Source organism: Pedobacter psychrodurus (assembly GCF_032678585.1).
GTDB lineage: Bacteria > Bacteroidota > Bacteroidia > Sphingobacteriales > Sphingobacteriaceae > Pedobacter > Pedobacter psychrodurus_A.
Genome location: NZ_JAVTSN010000031.1, coordinates 74,641 through 93,492, shown reverse-complemented (window position 1 = coordinate 93,492; position 18,852 = coordinate 74,641). Strand labels below are relative to the sequence as shown.

General features: G+C 37.8%; 13 protein-coding genes. 6 read left to right on the top strand and 7 right to left on the bottom strand.

The genetic code is table 11. The annotated features are described in order from the left end of the window. From R2S57_RS19530 to R2S57_RS19505, 6 genes are all read right to left on the bottom strand, one after another. A partial coding sequence (locus R2S57_RS19530; protein WP_316846621.1) for a RagB/SusD family nutrient uptake outer membrane protein occupies nucleotides 1–1,872 on the bottom strand: 1,872 nt, incomplete at its 3' end. A 36-nt stretch (nucleotides 1,873–1,908) separates the two neighbouring features. Beyond that, the gene (locus tag R2S57_RS19525; RefSeq protein ID WP_316846620.1) at nucleotides 1,909–5,181 is read right to left on the bottom strand and encodes a TonB-dependent receptor; all 3,273 of its coding nucleotides are present in this window, start codon (nucleotides 5,179–5,181) and stop codon (nucleotides 1,909–1,911) included. 458 nt (nucleotides 5,182–5,639) lie between these two features. Continuing rightward, on the bottom strand, nucleotides 5,640–7,745 hold the full coding sequence (recG, locus tag R2S57_RS19520; protein ID WP_316846619.1) for an ATP-dependent DNA helicase RecG: 2,106 nt from the start codon (nucleotides 7,743–7,745) through the stop codon (nucleotides 5,640–5,642). A 375-nt stretch (nucleotides 7,746–8,120) separates the two neighbouring features. Further along, nucleotides 8,121–8,501, bottom strand: a complete 381-nt coding sequence (locus tag R2S57_RS19515) for a RidA family protein (protein ID WP_316846618.1) — start codon at nucleotides 8,499–8,501, stop codon at nucleotides 8,121–8,123. A gap of 12 nt (nucleotides 8,502–8,513) precedes the next feature. Further along, nucleotides 8,514–8,651 (bottom strand): DUF6728 family protein, encoded by a 138-nt coding sequence (locus tag R2S57_RS19510; RefSeq protein WP_316846622.1) that lies wholly within the window; start codon nucleotides 8,649–8,651, stop codon nucleotides 8,514–8,516. A 97-nt stretch (nucleotides 8,652–8,748) separates the two neighbouring features. Next, on the bottom strand, nucleotides 8,749–10,095 hold the full coding sequence (locus R2S57_RS19505) for an OmpA family protein (RefSeq protein WP_316846617.1): 1,347 nt from the start codon (nucleotides 10,093–10,095) through the stop codon (nucleotides 8,749–8,751). 172 nt (nucleotides 10,096–10,267) lie between these two features. Here R2S57_RS19505 and R2S57_RS19500 point away from each other — a divergent pair, with 172 nt between their 5' ends. Next, nucleotides 10,268–11,557 carry an aminopeptidase P family protein gene (locus R2S57_RS19500; protein ID WP_316846616.1) on the top strand — a complete coding sequence of 430 codons (1,290 nt, stop codon included), beginning with the start codon at nucleotides 10,268–10,270 and terminating at the stop codon, nucleotides 11,555–11,557. 98 nt (nucleotides 11,558–11,655) lie between these two features. Here R2S57_RS19500 and meaB read toward each other — a convergent pair whose 3' ends face one another. Continuing rightward, nucleotides 11,656–12,555 carry a methylmalonyl Co-A mutase-associated GTPase MeaB gene (gene meaB / locus R2S57_RS19495; protein ID WP_316846615.1) on the bottom strand — a complete coding sequence of 300 codons (900 nt, stop codon included), beginning with the start codon at nucleotides 12,553–12,555 and terminating at the stop codon, nucleotides 11,656–11,658. Nucleotides 12,556–12,614: 59 nt separating this feature from the next. On the opposite strand from meaB, the gene R2S57_RS19490 reads away from it, so the two are divergent. From R2S57_RS19490 to R2S57_RS19470, 5 genes are all read left to right on the top strand, one after another. Next, nucleotides 12,615–13,490 (top strand): glycosyltransferase family 2 protein, encoded by an 876-nt coding sequence (locus R2S57_RS19490; RefSeq protein WP_316846614.1) that lies wholly within the window; start codon nucleotides 12,615–12,617, stop codon nucleotides 13,488–13,490. A gap of 58 nt (nucleotides 13,491–13,548) precedes the next feature. After that, nucleotides 13,549–14,619: a glycosyltransferase family 1 protein gene (locus R2S57_RS19485; protein ID WP_316846613.1), complete on the top strand. Its 1,071-nt coding sequence runs from the start codon at nucleotides 13,549–13,551 to the stop codon at nucleotides 14,617–14,619. Nucleotides 14,620–14,894: 275 nt separating this feature from the next. After that, nucleotides 14,895–16,730: an ABC transporter ATP-binding protein gene (locus R2S57_RS19480; protein ID WP_316846612.1), complete on the top strand. Its 1,836-nt coding sequence runs from the start codon at nucleotides 14,895–14,897 to the stop codon at nucleotides 16,728–16,730. A gap of 8 nt (nucleotides 16,731–16,738) precedes the next feature. After that, nucleotides 16,739–17,902, top strand: a complete 1,164-nt coding sequence (locus R2S57_RS19475; RefSeq protein ID WP_316846611.1) for a glycosyltransferase family 4 protein — start codon at nucleotides 16,739–16,741, stop codon at nucleotides 17,900–17,902. Then, the gene (locus R2S57_RS19470) at nucleotides 17,899–18,849 is read left to right on the top strand and encodes a glycosyltransferase (RefSeq protein WP_316846610.1); all 951 of its coding nucleotides are present in this window, start codon (nucleotides 17,899–17,901) and stop codon (nucleotides 18,847–18,849) included. Before R2S57_RS19475 ends, R2S57_RS19470 begins: the two co-directional genes overlap by 4 nt. Nucleotides 18,850–18,852: the final 3 nt, after the last annotated feature.

Below are 18,852 nucleotides of genomic sequence, written 5' to 3'. Positions count from 1 at the left end.
GTAACCGGGATTTTGTTCGAGTGAATTATTCTTATTTACTTCATCGCGGCTAAATGGCCTGAAATAAAGTTTATCATTCCAACTCCTGCTCTCTTGCGCATTTTCTTCTACCGGGCTATAGGTATAATCGTAAATGGTATTATCGTAATGATAAGGGGCCGACATGGTTTTTCCCGGTTTAAATTTACCGGTAACCTTAATGTAGGTCGTTTTTCTGCCCAATGTTTCGCCTGCAATTAACCACCTTCTGGTATCATGATAACGTTGCTCTTCGTAAGCCATCTCAATACGGCGCTCATGACGATAAACCTCCCTTAGTCCGACCTGGTCTGTTGCAGTAACCGCTGGCATACCAGCCCTAAAGCGGATTTTATTTAACCAGTTCGTAGCATTAGTCAATTCGCCAAGCTCAATACTGGCTTCGATATAATTAAATACCGCTTCGGTATATCTAAAGAAAGGCCAGGGCACATTCTGCGACATTGAAGCATCTATAATTGTTGGATCCGGATCGATAAACTTGTGGTAATAATAACCTGTCCAGCTGCCGTTCCAGTTTTCGATAGAACTTGCACGGGTATCTAATCCTTTAAAATCGATTCGAGCACCATTATCCATTAAATCATATACTCCAGTTTGGATCTGGCTGGCCGGATCAACATTACCAGATGCTTTATCGCGGGGTTTCCAACCAGCACCATCATATAAAACTGTGGCGTAAAAGCGTGGATCTCTGTCTTGATAAGGGCTTGCCTTTTGTGCTGCATTTGTCCAGCTAAACTTGGTACCATCTTTCATCTCATAATCATCAACCAATAAACCGATAGGTGTATTACCTGCCCAGTTATGGTAACCGTTCGGACCATTTTGCTGTGCATGTTTGATATTACTCTGGATGATAAAATAGCGAGCAAAAATCAATTCTGATGCCGCAGTAGCATCTACACCAGGCGCTTTACTGGCTCCGCCCATTGCGATACTTTTATAGTTTAATCTCCCATCGGTAGTACTGGCTGGCGCTGTAAGTCCGAGTTTATAACCGGTACCTAAATCCATAACCGCTTTTGCTGCTGTTTGCGCTAATCTGTACCGATCTGTTTGGTTGCCACTTGCATAACTTAAAAAATCTAGTTTCTGAGCGGCAATGCTAGTTATTTTTGCGGTAAGTTTTGCCCGGTCGTGCAGGTCGCTCGCCGCATAAATCAATACTCTCGATTTAAGTGCTAAGGCTGCAAGCGCAGTACTACGCCCTTTATCTAATGTTTTACCCGTTAACAATCTATTGGCTTCATCGCAGTCTTTTACAATAAAATTCACACATTCCTCGTAAGTATTGCGTTTAATTTTGAAATCATCAGTTAATGCATACGTTTTGGTAATGATGGGCACCGCCCCGTAATAACGCAATAATTGCTGATAAAAATAAGCACGCAAGAAATACGCTTCACCAAGTAACTGATCCTTTAGCGCTTGGCTTGTAAGCCCATTATCGCCACCAACAATTCTTTCCACTGTAGTATTGCAAGCCCTGATGCGGTTATACATTTGTTTGTATGCCCAGGTATCGTCAACCCAACCTAGTGTAGAAGGGTTAATGGTGGCGTTATTAACTAAGTCAATTCCACGTGTGGGATGTGTAAACAAGGCCTCGTCAGAAACGGATGCCAGCATTTGTTCCGAAAAACCACCGTTACCGAGCCCATTATAGATGTCATTTACAAAGGCCTGTGCAAGTGCAGGGTCTTTCCAAACCAACTCCGATGATATTTTATCGGGCGGATTTACATCCATAAAATCTTTCTTACAGGAAGCTGCAAGAAACGTTATAAAAACTAATATATATAGATTTATATTTTTATTTATTGTTTTCATATTCATAATTGTAATTAATAAGTAGCTATACATTTATTAAAAAGCCGCTTTGATTCCCATGTTGATTACTCTGGCCTGAGGATAGTATTGACCACTGTTATTGGTTGATTCAGGATCCCATATCTTGATTTTATCAAGAGTGAATAAATTAAGGCCATTTGCATAAACCCTCACGCTGTTTAATCCAACTTTTTCAACCCAATTGGTTGGCAATGTATAACCTAACTCCACATTCTTCAGCCTGATGTAGTTATTGCTCTTTAACCAATAGGTATTGTTTAATGCATTGTTACTATCGGTATAATAGGTTGCGCCCCTGTTTGATAAGCGGGGATTTACCGAACTTGGATTATCAATACTCCAGCGGTTTAGGTACGACCAGTCCAGGAAATTACCGATGTCACCCGACTCTGTTATTCCCACAATCTGCATCCCTCCTGTAGCACCTTGAATAAGTACTGACAAATCGAATCCTTTGTATTGAACATTGAAGTTTACACCACCTGTAAAAGTTGGCGTGCCATTTTTATCTAAACGGATTTTATCATCTGCATTAATTTTACCATCGCCATTAATGTCCTTAAACTTCATGTCGCCAGGCCGCAGGTTATTCGTAAGCGCACTGTAATTAAGTGTATTCGCGCTGATTTCTGCCTGATCTTTAAAAACACCATCATAATCGTATACCAACCATGAACTGGTTACCCTACCCGTAGAGCGCTGCCATTCGGGAGCACCAGGTGTTTCATCCCAAAAGATGATTTTATTTTTGGCATAACCACCGTTCACACTTACTCCATAATTCCAGTCACCTGCACGGTCGTTATAGCTTAGTTTAAATTCGAAACCTTTGTTGTTTACCTTGCCCAGGTTTACAGGCGGTAAACGGTCGGTGATACCTGAGCTTTCTGGTACAGAACTTCCTCTATTGATCAGGATATTTGTTCGTTTATTAGAGAAGTAATCAAATTCAAGTGATAGTCTGCTTTTTAGAAAAGAGGCATCCAAACCAATATTGGTATTATTGGCTACTTCCCATCCAAAATCTAAATTGGGCACATTACCCTCGGTTAAAGATTTCGTAATCAAATCATTAAACACATAACTTCCAAAATTCATTAAACTGAGGTATTGATATTCTTGTAAGGCATCTCCAAAATAGGCTTCAGCTCCCATTTGCCCCCAGGAAGCTCTGATCTTTAAATTATCGACGAACTTAACATTCTCTTTAAAAAAGGGTTCCTCAGATAAACGCCATCCTACCGATACGCCAGGGAAGAAACCAAACCGTCTGGCGGTTGGAAAAATATAAGAACCATCAACCCGCCAAAGAAATTCGGCCAGGTATTTTTCTTTATAATTATAGCCTGCACGTCCGAAATAACTTAACCTGGCACGATTGAATAGATTGTTGGGATCGCCAGGGTTATTTCCTAAAGATTGCTCTTTCTCATCGCCTGCCAGCAACTGCTCAATAGCCGATGAAAGGAAATACCTTCTAAAAGCAGTAAAACCATCGTTAGTGATTTTCTCGCGGGTAACCCCTGCCATTAAACCTATGGTATGATCATTAATCTTTTTATCATAATTGATCATTCCCGTCAAGTTTATCGCCAATTGTCCGCCTGCGGTTTCTCTAAGTCTTGGGTCGGTATATTGAGACCGTACGGTACCCGCAAGTACTGGGGTTACGCCATCGGCTTCAAAAGTTTTTTTGTCCCAATCGTAAAGTGTCCAGGGCAATTGCCAGTTTTTTTGTCTGCCAGAGTACTTGTCGATAGCAGCTGTTCCGGTTACTTTTAATCCATCAACACCAGGAATTTTAATTTCTACCTTACCTGTGGTTTGGAAATAATCTCTAACATCTTTATTATAACCAGTTAAATCAGTTGTAGAAACCACCGGATTGTAACCATATTCGATATCCCTACCTGGCAAACCATTAGGCCATATTGCGATTTCATTGGGTCTTCCTCTCATTAAAAACCTGAATATATCACCTGCGCCAACGGTAGGGAAATTACGGGCTTCTTCTCTCGCAGTTACCCCTAAGGTGGTGGTGATGTATTTGCTTAATTTTGCCTCCAGGTTAAAACGCATATCATATTGTTGATAGCCTGTAGCAGAATTTTTATAATAAGCGTCCTGATCGAGATAACCAAGCGACATCAGATATTTCACATTTTCACTACCACCGTTAACCTGTACATTATGTCTTTGCTGTGGAGACCAATTTTGGAAAGTGGTTTTAAACCAATCGGTATTGGGATACCTTAAGGGATCTGATCCATCACCAAATTTTCTTATTTCATCTGGCTTGAAAGCTGCATTGATCGTTTTTCCTCCGGTAGAAACATAAGAACCTGTATTTTTAAAACTATTCCATGCAGCCGACCATTCATTTGGATTGAGATCGGAACCAAAAATATTTAGCTCATTTAAAATCTCTGCATATTGTACAGAATTGGCCATTTTAGGTATCCGGGTAGGCTGTTGTAAGCCGTAGCTAAAATCATAAGAAAATTGTGGTTTGCCCAATTTACCCAGCTTGGTCGTGATGAGGATTACCCCATTTGCAGCCTGCGAACCGTAAATTGCTGCAGACGCATCTTTTAGAACCGATACACTTTCGATATCGTTCGGGTTTAGCCTGTCAATTCCTCCTGCACGGTTAGGGATTCCATCAATCACGATTAAGGCATTGTTATTCCCAAGAGAATTAATACCCCGAATCCGGATTGTTGAGCCATCATACCCTGGCTCTCCGCTTCCTTGCAATGCGGTAACGCCAGGTAAACGGCCAGCCAATGAATTGGTTAAGTTTACAGAAGATGATTTGGCCAGTTCTGTACCTTTTACCGAAGCCACAGCGCCCGATACAACTGCTTTTTTCTGGGTTCCATAACCCACCACCACTACTTCTGATAAATTTTGATTATTTTCTAGTAAACGGACATTTATAGTGCTTTGGTTTTTTACCTGAATTTCCTGATCTACATAACCCACGTAGGTAAATACTAGGGTAGCATCCTCTGGCACTTTGATGCTAAATTTACCAGAACCATCTGTTACCGTTGTAGCAGCACCTCCCTTTAATTTAACACTTACGCCAGGAATCGGCCCTTTGGCATCGGTAACCTGTCCTTTCACGATGATATCCGCAAGTGGAGGTTTGTAAAAATCAAGGGGTTCCTTTTCGTGTAACACTGCTTCAGCTGATCTGCTGGTAAACGGAGAAAAAATGAGACCACCACCGCAAATAAGAAACATGCTACTTCTGGCAAAAGTCCTCAATAGATTTTTTTTCATAGTTTTTAATTTATTTTGGTTAGATATTGATTGTAATACAATTTAACACTCATGTGTATTCATGAATACATCATGAGCTACATCATTAAAAGCTGATCAACTGAAATAATTAACTACACCATTCCTCTATACAGGAATTATCAATCGATTTCTATTTGATCAGGAAATTGTTATTAACCATTATTACCCCCTTATCTGATAAATAAGCTGCCTATGGGCTAAAAATTACTGTGTACGGCATACCATGACTTAGACTTGCCGACTAAACAGTTTACATTTGGTTACACGCAAGATAGGAATATTAGGAATTTAAAAAAGGGGGTAAAATAATAATTATGAGGGGCTGAGTCGTAAAAAAACAATTACAAAACTACTCAAAGTAGAACAAATAATACATTGTTAAATATTATTGCAAAAAGAGGTGAAAGAAGTTAAAAATATTTCAACTGATTGTAGCACTAGCTTATTTTGTCAAAAGAGATGCCTCTTTCTAATTTTTGCAAATAAGCTTTTAAAGTTGCATTTTCAGGTTTTAGCAATTGCGGATCATCTTCGAAAAGTGCAATTACTGTATTTCGCGCTTCGGATAAAATGATCTGATCTTTTGCCAGATCGGCAAGTTTTAAATCTAAAACCCCACTTTGTTGTGTTCCGGTAATATCGCCAGGACCACGGAGTTGCAGATCGATCTCAGAAATTTCGAAACCATTATTAGTCCTCACCATGGTTTCTAAACGGATCTTCCCTTCCTTGCTCAGTTTATTTCCACTCATCAAAATACAGAATGACTGCTCTGCACCACGGCCAACCCTACCCCGCAATTGATGGAGTTGCGAAAGACCAAACCTTTCGGCGTTCTCAATTACCATTACAGAGGCATTAGGCACATTTACGCCCACTTCGATTACCGTTGTGGCCACCATAATCTGGCTTTTGCCTTCAATAAACTGCTGCATTTCGAACTGTTTATCTGCATTTGGCATTTGCCCATGCACAATGCTCATTTGGTAATCAGGCCGGGGGAACTGATAACTCAATTGCTCAATACCCGCTTCGAGATGTAGAAGGTCTAACTTTTCGCTTTCCTTAATCAAAGGATAAACAATGTAAACCTGCCTGCCCTTGGCAATTTCCTGCTTCATAAAGCCGAACATCCTGAGGCGCTGGCCTTCGAAAAGGTGTTTGGTTTCAATGGGTTTCCTACCCGCAGGTAATTCATCAATAATAGAAACATCCAGATCACCATATAAAGTCATGGCCAAAGTTCGGGGGATAGGTGTAGCCGTCATCACCAAAATGTGTGGAGGAATGATGTTTTTCCGCCAAAGCTTGGCGCGCTGTTCAACGCCAAAACGATGCTGTTCATCAATCACTACAAGCCCAAGATTCTTAAACTGAACTTTATCTTCAATCAAGGCATGTGTTCCGATTAGAATATCAATTTCGCCACTCTCCAATTGTGCATGCAAGAGGGTACGGTCTTTCTTTTTTGTATTTCCGGTAAGGATAGCCACTTTAACCAAATCGTCGGTTACCAATTCAGTCATTGATGCATAATGTTGACGGGCCAAAATTTCGGTAGGAGCCATCATACAAGCCTGGTAGCCGTTGTCATTTGCCAGAAGCATACTCATTAAGGCAACGGCTGTTTTACCGCTTCCTACGTCGCCCTGTACAAGCCTGTTCATTTGCACCCCACGCTGTGTATCGATCCTGATTTCTTTAACCACACGTTTTTGGGCATTGGTTAGTTCGAAAGGTAAAAACTCCTTATAAAAGCGGTTCACTTTCTCGCCGACCTTTTCGAAGGTTACCCCTTTAAACTTTAATTGTCGTAAGTGTTTATTATGTAGAAGCTGTAACTGGATGAAAAATAATTCTTCAAATTTCAAACGCCGCTCTGCAGCACTCAAATCCTTTTGATTTTTGGGGAAATGGATATTCAACAGTGCCATTCTTTTATCTGGCAACTGATATTTATCTATGATATATTGCGGTAAGGTTTCCGGAACCTGGGGAATAATCTGATCCAACAAGCCCGCAATTAAACGTTGCAAACCTTTAGAATCGAGATTAAATTTTTTAAGTTTTTCTGTTGAGTTGTAAACTGGTTGCAAGGTGAGGTTTCCTCTACCTACCTGTTTGCGCTGATAGAGTTCCATCTCCGGATGTGAGATGCTGAATGATCCGTTAAAGATAGTAGGCTTGCCGAAAGCCACATAAGCGGTACCCACGGTAATGTTATCATCAACCCATTTCAGACTCTGAAACCAAACGAGTTCCATTATTCCGGTTTCATCCTTAAAAACCGCCACAATCCGCTTTGCTCTTTTATCGCCGATTACCTTTTTACTGATCACGCGGCCGATAATCTGGATGTATTGGGAATCAGGATTAATCTGATTGATCTTAAAATATTTTGTACGGTCTATATACCTGAACGGATAATGCGAAAGCATGTCCGCATAGGTGAAGAGGCTGAGATCTTTTTTTAAAACATCGGCACGACTAGGGCCAACGCCTTTCAAAAACTCAACAGGTGTATCTAATACCGAATTAAACAAAATATTTTACTGTTTCTTGTAAATAACACTCTTCAGCAATTGCGCATTAAAAATAACGATCGATAGCAGCAAAAGCAAATAGGCGAATACCTGATGTAGATCGATTTTCTCCTTAAAATAGAAAAATGCAACGGTAAAAGCAACAATTGGATTGAGATAGATTAAAATACCCAAACAGAAGAAAGCATTCGCAACAGCGCATAAGAATTTAAAAAGAGCGGGATAATGGCAGCACGATTGCAATCAAAAATATATCAAGAAATAAGTCTGACTGCGATTTGCATCATAATGCACTAACAATGCTTTACATATGCTACACTCTATCTATGCTTTATCATGCCCGCTATAAAATAATTGCTTTTGTCTGTTGCCAAATTATCCTACAATGGCAATTACAGAAATTTCTACATTAACATTTTTGGGCAATACAGAAACTTGTACCGTTTCGCGCGCAGGAAAATCAGCTGTAAAATATTGTCCGTAAACTTCATTAACCTGAGCAAAGGTGCCCATATCACTTAAGAAGATGGTTGATTTAACTACATTATCGAAACTTAAACCAGCCTCAAGTAAAACCGCTTTAAGGTTACGCATTACCTGATGTGTCTCTTCTTCGATATTGCCAATGTTTAATTCGCCGTTTTCAGGATTAATGGCTACCTGACCTGATACGAATAAAAAATTACCAGCTTGTACCGCCTGGCTATATGGTCCAATAGGTGCTGGAGCATTCGTTGTTTTAATAATCTGTTTCATAAAAATTTGGGGTTATTTGGCAAGCCATTGGATTAGCTTATAGATGATACCTGCCAGAAAAATCAAGATGGCCAGTGCATTTATAAAATGCATGATTTTAATATTGATATTATTAGGCCTGTTGGGATCTTTTTTTCTAAAGAAGTACATCATACAAACTTAGTTAAAAAGCTTAATACAGAAAATTTATAGGCATAAAAAAAGTCCCGATTTTCCTCGGGACTTTTCTAAATCTTATATTGAAATACTAGTTTCTAGCAGTTTCAACACGACGGTTTTGGATACGACCTTCTTCAGTATCGTTTGAAGCAATTGGATTAGCTTCGCCATTACCTTTAGTAGCAACTTGACTAGCGTTAACGCCAGAGTTTACTAAGTAAGTTTTAACAGAGTTAGCTCTGTCTTTAGATAACTTCACATTATATGCAGCAGTACCTTCGCTTGAAGCGTAACCGTTTACAGTTACTTTACCACCGTTTTCACGTAATACTGAAGATAATTTATCTAAAGTAGGGTAAGACTCAGTTTTTAAAACTGAAGAGTTGAAATCGAAACCGATTTTTTCGAAACCAGTTACATTGCTAGTTGCAGTCGAATCTACAGTTGGTTTTGGAAGAGGACAACCTGAACCATCAACAGCAGTACCAGCAGGAGTTCCTGGGCATTTATCGAATTGATCAGAAACACCGTCTCCGTCAGTATCTTTTTTCAAATCTTCAACAGATTTTTCAACAGCAGAAACACGGTTTTTCAATGCTTCAACTTCTTGACGTAAAGTTGGATCTTTTAACTCATCGTACATAGTAGCTAATGGGTTAGTCCATTCTAAACTTGGTTTAGCAGAAGAACCTAAAGAGAATTCTAAACCAGCATAACCGTAAGAGAATTTATCTTTAGTTTGACCTTTTGCATAAACTCCGTCTAAGTTATCAGCATCAACAAAGTTCATAGTGTAACCTAAGTTAAAGTTAACACGCTCAGAAACTTTGAATTTAACACCAGCACCAACTGGGATATAGAATCCTTTTACGTAGTCTTTAGCATCATGTTTGTCATCAGAAGGACCTGTAGCGTTACCTTTCCAGTCAATTACTGAACCATTAGCTAAAGTAACCTTCGGAGCATAAGCCATATAACCAGCACCAGCAGTTAAGAAGAAACCTACTGAGTTCTCACGACGTAAGAAATCGATTGAACCTAAGTTTACAACACCACGTAAATCTACAGCATATTGTAATTCAGTTTCGAAATCTTTAACAGCTGGGTTAGTAATACCTTCGTTAGTGCCAGAAAGTTTACCACGAGTTCCGTTTAATTCTAAACCGAATGAGTGACCTAGTTGTTTACGGATGTTTAAACCATAACCTAAGTTAGCGTCCCATTTGTTGAAGTCGTTAGTACCACCGATAGCAACAACTGGCATTAAAACACCGCCATGAACACCGATAGACCAAGTTCTGTACTGACCTCTACCGCCAAATACCTTGACAGCAGAAGTTGTTGCAGGAGCATCCTGAGCGACAGCAAGAGAAGCAACTCCTGTTAATGCCACTAAAGAAAGCGCAACACTTTTCTTTAAAGTAGAATAATTCATAATCTTTTTTCTTTTTTAAGGGTTAAACAATTTAATTGATTAATTTTTCAGTAAAGGCAAAATTAAACAAAATTTTAAATTTTCAAACTTTTATACAAACTCCGTTCCAAACTTCACAGTAAATAATCATTTTATTACATTTGGCCATTGCCTATATAAAAATACCATTTTCATGAAATACCCAACTATTGATCAGTCATTATTTATTTTAAACAGGAAAAATTTTTCTAAACACCTAAAAAACAATTCATTAGCCATATTTAATTCAAGCGATGAATTTCCTAGAAGTGGCGATCAGAGCTTCGTTTTTAAGCAAAATCCTGATTTATTTTATTTATCAGGAATTGATCAGGAACAAACAATTTTACTATTATATCCTGATTGTCCTAATCCTTTGTACAGAGAAGTCCTGTTTTTAAGACAGACCAACGACTATATCAAGGTTTGGGAAGGATACAAGTATACGAAAGAACAGGCCAAAGCTGCTTCGGGCATACAAATGGTATACTGGTTAGAAGATTTTGACAACATATTACATAGTATAGTTAACTATGCCGAACATATCTATTTAAACACAAACGAAAACGACCGATATGACCATGAAGTACCGTACCGGGATGTACGTTTCATTGAGAAAATGAAATCAAAGTACCCCTTACACCACTATGAGCGGGCAGCACCAATTATGCGGAATTTACGTGCAGTTAAATCTGATGTAGAAATTGAACTCACGAAAAAAGCTTCTGCAATCACCCGAGATGCCTTTATCAGGGTGTTGAAGTTTACCAAACCTGGTGTGAAAGAATATGAGATCGAAGCAGAAATCATTCACGAATTTATCCGTCAGGGTGGAACCGGGCATGCCTACACGCCAATTATTGCTTCAGGCCACAACGCTAATATCCTGCATTATAACGACAACAACCAGGAATGTAAGGATGGAGATGTGATTCTTTTTGATTTTGGGGCAGAATATGCAAATTATAATGCAGATATGAGTAGATCTATCCCCGTTAATGGTAAATATACCCAAAGACAAAAAGACGTTTACAATGCTGTTCTAAGTGTAATGAAACAGTCTATTCAGTTAATTAGCGAAGGTACAGTGTGGAATTTATACCACGAACAAGTTGGGGAAATTATGACCGAACAGCTCATTAATCTTGGATTGATATCTACAGCGGATGTAAAAAACCAAAACCCGGCTTACCCAGCTTACAAAAAATATTTTATGCATGGCAATTCGCATCATTTGGGTATCGATGTGCATGATTTCGCAGGAAGATATACACCATTTGCAGCAGGCAATATTTTAACTGTTGAACCAGGAATCTATATTCCAGAAGAAGGTTTGGGTATCCGTCTGGAAAACAATATCCTGATCACTCCGAATGGGAATGAAGATTTAATGGCCGATATTCCCTTGGAAGCAGAAGAAATTGAGGAGATTATGAATAGCTAGTTCAGTTCCCAGTTTACAGTTCTCAGTTTACAGTTTTCAATTTAAAGTTTTCAATTTAAAGTTTTCGGTTGGCAGTTTCAGTTAACCGGTTTCAACAATTAACCGTTCCTAATAAATTCGTCGGCAAAACGATAGATATTAAAATCATCACTTTTCAAGGCTGCCTGGATTTTTTCTCGCAGCCTTTTTTTATCGATATGTTTCATCTTATCATGCTGAATAAGTTTCCACGCTTTTTCTGCAAATAAAAATGCTCTTCGGCTACTATCAACAGGAAGGGGCTTGATTATCCAGTCACATAATTCAGTAATACCTATGTTTTTATCGGCTACCGTTTTGAGAATCGGGATGGATTTCACTCCTTGATGAACAATTTTCTTTAGATTATTGGCAAAAGTATCAGCGCCTTCCCTATCTGCCTTGTTGACCACAAAACAATCTGCAATTTCCATCAGGCCAGATTTTATATTCTGAACCTCATCTCCTGATTCTGGCACCAGAACAACAACTGTCTTATCAGCCAAACCCGCAATTTCCACTTCCGATTGACCAACGCCTACTGTTTCAATTAAAATCAAATCAAAGTTAGCAGCCTTTAAAACATCCACCATTTCGATTGTTTTTGCCGAAATCCCCCCCAAAGCGCCACGAGTAGCCAACGAACGGATAAAAACATTCGGATTATTAAATTGACTGGCCATCCGGATACGGTCGCCCAATAAAGAACCAAAATTAAATGGAGATGTCGGATCTATCGCCAATATGGCAATGCGTTTTCCTTCAGCTACAAAATGATTGGTTATGACATTAACCAAAGTACTTTTACCTGCACCCGGCGGCCCCGTAATACCCAAAACAGGCGTATCAATCTTACTATCCAGATCTCTTAAAATCGAATCGGCTGGTTTAATATTATTTTCAACAAGGGTTAATGTTCTTGCCAAAACTTTAAAGTTGCCCGCTTTTACTTCGCTTAAAATGGATAGATGCGTATTCATCAATAAAACTATCTTTGTACAAATAAACAAAAATTATTAGCTACAAAGCGCCACCAATAATGAAAGTTACCGGTTTTACCTTTTTAAGAAATGCAATTGTAAACGATTACCCTGCTAAAGAAGCCATACTTTCTGTACTGCCTTTATGTGATGATTTTATAGTTGCACTGGGAAACTCAACAGACGAAACCTCTGAAATGGTTAAAAGCATCGATTCGAAAATTAGGACTATCGATACCGTTTGGGATGAAAGCATACGGGAAGGGGGGCGTGTTTTTGCTGATGAAACCAACAAGGCCCTGGATGAAATAGCAAATGATACCGACTGGATGATCTATATCCAGGGCGATGAAGCCATCCACGAAGATTTTCTCCCACTGATTAAAAAAGAAATGGAGATGGAGCTTAACAATAACAAGGTTGAAGCACTGCTGTTAAAATATAAACACTTTTACGCTTCTTATGATTATCTGGCAGAATCGAGGCGCTGGTACAGAAGAGAGGTTAGAATTATCAAAAACTTGCCAGGTGTACGGTCATACCGTGATGCACAGGGCTTTAGAATTAATGATAGAAAACTTAAGGTTAAATTAATCGAAGCCGATATTTATCATTACGGCTGGGTAAAACCACCAAAAGGGCTTCAGGGCAAAGTGCGCAACTTCAACCAATTTTATCAAACTGAAGAATGGATTGAAGAAAACTATCCTGTTCAAGATACTTACGACATGCATAATGCCGACCGTTTAGTTCATTTTAAAGGCAGCCATCCGAAAGTAATGCAGGCAAGAATTGCAGCTGCGAACTGGAAATTTGAGAAAGATTTAACCCTGGAAACACCAAAAATGAATTTCCGCAGAAAGGTTCTACAAAAAATTGAAGATTTAACCGGATTACGTTTGTTTGAATACCGCAATTATAAAATTGTAAAGTAGGCTACAATTTAAATCTATCTATATTTGCATTATCTTTCAATTAGTAAAATAGTATTTAATGAAAAAACCGAATGCTTTAGTAACTTTTGATTCGATGAAAGATGCCAATTGCGGCTATTTTTCATTTGGAAAAGGATTGGGTGATGCATTAATCCAGGAAAACAAAGGAAGATTTAAATTAAAGTTTTATCTTTTTAAGCATACTCAATATCTTTTTAACGGCCTGGTTGATATCATTTATCTCTCCAGGTTAGACCGGTTATTCTTTAAGAAAAAAAATGATTTCGATGTTGTACATCTTTCTGATCAAACCTGCAGATTAAGGCCAAGTAAAGTAAATGCAAAAAAAATAATGACCGTTCATGACATGAATAAGGTTCATTTAAAGTTTAGCAAGCCACATAGAATCCAGGCATACCTAAAAAAATTAGGTAAGCTGATAGCACAGTGTGACAAAATTGTGTGCATATCTCAATTTGTTGCCAATGATGTATTACACAACTTCCCAGAGGCGAATGGTAAGGTGAGTGTGATTTATAATGGTGCCGATAAACTGATATCCGATGAAAAACACAGCCCCGGCTTCGTTCCAGCAAAACCTTTTTTATTTACAATAGGCCTATTATCGGTCCAGAAAGGATTTCATCTGCTGCCAGCTTTATTAAAGAGGAACGACTTTCATCTTGTTATTTCTGGCAGAGAAACGCCACATAAACAAAGGATTTTAGAAGAAGCCGAAAAATACAACTGCTTAGATAGGGTACACATAACAGGGCCCATATCTGATGAAGACAAAGCCTGGTATTACAAGAATTGCGCTGCTTTTCTATTTCCATCAGTTGCTGAAGGTTTTGGTCTTCCTGTAATTGAAGCCATGCATTTCGGAAAACCCGTTTTCTTATCAAAATTCACTTCACTTCCTGAGGTTGGTGGTGATGTTGCTTATTATTTTGACAACTTTAAACCTGAACATATGCAGGATGTATTTGAAGAAGGAATGGTTGATTTTATTCAGAACAATCGCAATAAAGAAGCAATTGCCCAGGCTGAAAAATTTTCGTGGGAAATAGCGGCCAAACAATATCTGAATTTGTATCAGGAATGTCTGGAAAACAGAAATGAAAAATAAGTTTTCTTGGCAAAACATCCGTATAAGGAAATTTCGTTACAACAATCCCTAAATTCCATTCAATTGCAGGAACTCAAATATTGAGGCTCAAACCGTAACGGTACATCACTCGTAAAAACTGCATATCCATTCATCCTAACTATTATGAATTGTAATTTAATCAGGTAAGATTCCCTTCATCTTATTGATATGTGTGAAAAACCGTACATTTGCCTGAATTTTATTATATTTTTCTACTAGGTAATCCCTATTTTCCGTTATATATACAATACTTAATGAAAACTTATTTTCGTTTATTATCATTTGCCAAGCCAATTGAAAAGTTTGCAATACCTTATGTTATTGCCACCCTGCTTTCTATTCTATTCGGAACCTTTAACCTGGCATTGTTATCGCCATTATTCGAAACACTCTTAAATGCGAACAAGCAAGCTTGCCAAACGCCAAGCTTAACAGACAAAGCTGCTTCTTCATTTAGCTTACTGGGCAAATTAAGAGATTTTGTTAACCACTCCATCAAGGTTAATACCATAGAAACTACGCTAATGTATATTTGCATTATCATTGTGATATCTGTATTGCTTTCCAACCTGTTCAGGTATTTTTCTCAACGCTACATGGAAGATTTAAGAGTGCATACATTGCTAAACTTTAGAAAGCAGGTATTTAACAATGTGATGAATCTTCATGTGGGGTATTTTAACAATGAAAGAAAAGGTGATATTATTTCTAAAGTAGCCTCTGATGTACAAGTGGTTCAATTTACCGTAACCAATACCCTTCAGGTTGTTTTTAAAGAACCTGTGACACTAATCGTGTATGTTGTCCTTTTATTTAATATATCCGCCAAGCTTACCCTGTTTTCGTTATTGGTAATCCCAATTTCTGCATTTATTATCAGTAAAATTGTAAAAAGGTTAAAGCAACAGGCTAAAGAATCTCACGAATCTTTTGCCAAAATGATCGGCTTTTTAGACGAAGCGTTAAGCGGGATCAAAATTATAAAGGCCTTTAATTCTACAGAGCGAATTAAAGACAAATTTAACCAGGAAAACATATACTATTCTAACTTAACCCGAAAAATGGTTAGACGCCAACAGCTTGGCTCACCTGTTTCTGAATTTCTCGGCGTTTTAATGATTTCGATCATCGTTTGGTATGGTGGATCATTAATTTTGCACAACGATAAAAATGCCTTAACTGCATCAGATTTTATCGCTTACATCGCTATTTTTTCTCAGGTAATGCGCCCAGCGAAAGCATTAACAGACTCTTTTAGCGGAATCCATTCCGGAATCGCAGCAGGTGAACGTGTTTTAGACCTTATTGATACTAAGCCATTGTTGGTTAATCAGCCAGATGCTGAAGTACTTGATGGCTTTAACAGCAAAATCACCTTTCAGGATGTATCATTCAGTTATGGAGAAAAACAGATTCTGAACTCGATAACTTTCGATATTGATAAAGGGCAAACCGTAGCACTTGTGGGTCCCTCTGGTGGTGGAAAAAGTACATTAATGGATCTAATTCCGCGTTTTCATGATCCAAAATCGGGCATAATAAAAATTGACGGGCATGATTATAGGGACCTTACTGTTGAAAGCATCAGGGCACAAATGGGCACCGTGAATCAAGAATCTTTTCTATTTAATGACACCATTTTTAATAACATTGCATTTGCAAAACCAAGTGCTACAATGGAAGAGGTTGTTGCCGCAGCAAAAATTGCAAATGCACACGATTTTATCGAAAATACAGAAGATGGCTATCAATCTTTTGTTGGTGACAGGGGCAATAAACTCTCAGGAGGACAAAAACAACGCGTTTGTATTGCAAGAGCAGTATTGGCTAATCCTCCAATCATGTTGTTAGACGAGGCCACTTCAGCATTAGACACAGAATCTGAAAAATTAGTGCAGGATGCCTTAAATAACCTGATGAAAAACCGTACCTCAATTGTAATTGCGCACCGATTAAGTACGATACAGCATGCCGATAAAATTGTGGTGATAGATAAAGGTAGTGTAGTAGAAACCGGAAGCCATAATGAGTTAATGAATAAAAATGGCTTATACAGGCGTTTAATTGACATGCAGGCCTTTAACGACTAAATATCTAGATGAGGAGAGTATTATTTTTTATGCCCGATAATCCGCTAAAAAAAAACGCGGGCAATAGAACCAGGGCTTTAAGTATGTTAAGCTATTTTAAATCAAGAAATTTTGAAATTGATTTTGTAAGCGAGTATTTTACCGGACGTTGGAACGAGACAGATATTAAAGCATTTGAGCAATCAGGTCTGGCCAATAATACTTATGTCATTAAAAAAAAACCTTCTAAAAAGAACATACTTTATTATCTCCTTTTTTATAAACTGCCAAATTTTTTCTATCAAAATAAGGCCTGGTTCTTTCCACTTCAATTCCCCGAATTGGTAACCTTAAGGTTTAAGAGGGCTTTCAAAAAAATTTTAAAAAACAACGATTACGATTACATTTTTATCAACTATGCCAGTTGGGCTACATTGGTAGAGAACAACCCCCTCATAAAAAAATCTATAAAAATAATTGATACACACGACTTTATAACTGCTCAACTTCAAAAAAGGAATAATATCGGCCAATCTTTTAAAGAAGAAATCAGGAGAATTTCTTTATTCGATATTGCTTTAGCCATTTCTGTAGAAGAACAATATATCTTTAGTCAATTTTGCAAAAACAAGGTGGTGTTGGCCCCAATGATGCTGGATAAACCAGAAAACCTTCATCCTATTAAAGAAAAACCGTTTGATCTGATCTATGTGGCAAGCGATAATATACACAATCAAAAGTCGGCCAATTGGTTTTTTAACGAGGTATATCCATTGTTACCAAGCAATATTCAGATATGCGTTATTGGACAGATAAATGAGCATCTTTCTATAAAAGCACCTAATATTGTTTCTGTAAACTTTGCGGAAGACCTATCAACCTATTACCAAAATGCCAAAGTAGCCCTATGTCCAATGTTAACGGGCACAGGAACCAAAATAAAAGTAGTAGAAGCATTATCTTATGGCTTACCCATAGTTTGCAATACCAGAGGCATTGATGGGCTGATCGACAAAACTAACAACGGATGTTTAGTGAGTGATGATCCTGTTGAATTTGGAAAGAATATCATAAAACTACTTACAGACGAATCGGAATATAAAAAACAGGCAGAAAATGCATCGGATGCTTTTAGCCTCAATTATGAAAAGGAAATCTGCTATAAAAAACTTGATAAACAATTTTTGAAATGACCTTATTTTTTACAGTTGTCACTACGAATTACCTGCCTTTTGCTGTATCACTCTTAGATTCAGCTAAGTTATTCCACCCAGAGTTTGAGTTTTGCATATGCCTTGCAGATTATTTGGATAAAGATGAAATTGGGACAAACAATTTGATGAAAAAATATCCAATTCTTCAACTTCATGAGCTCGGTGTTGAAGAATTTGACTTCATTACACAAAATTATAATCCCATGCAGTTGGCTAACAGCTCAAAAGTATTATTTGCAAGGCATTTTTTGAATCAGGAAAATATCGATCAGGTTATTTTTTGTGATTCTGATACTTACTTTTTTGGGGAACTACCGTATAGTACACTAAATAATGGTGACATTGTAATTACACCTCACTTTACACATCCGCCAGATATTAACATGAAACGCCAAGAGCTAGAAGTATTAAATGCAGGGTTATATAATGGTGGCTTTTTTAAATTGAAAAAATCTAAAGAAACTGACTCTTATATTTCATGGCTAAGAGAAAGATCAGTTAAGGAGTGTATATACGATTTTAAAAGAGGATTTTATGGAGAGCAATTATGGTTAAATCTTGTCCCATTGTACTTTAAAAACGTATTCATAGAAAATAGTCCAGGAATGAATGTAGCTTATTGGAATTTACATGAACGGCACATTTTAGAACATGAGGGCATTTTTTCTGTAAATGGAACAACTCCATTGTGTTTTTTCCACTATAGTGGCTGGGATTATCAAAACCCATCTGAAATTTCCAAATGGGCCTTATTCACAGCAAATATGCGCCCTGATTTAAAACAATTATTAGAAAAGTACTACTCCGTGCTAAAACATAATGGATATGCACTTTACATCAATAAGCCAAATTATTATACAAGTAAAAATAATTTAAATAAAAAATCATTTTTAAAAACTATAAAGCATAAGTTTTTAAATAGATAAATT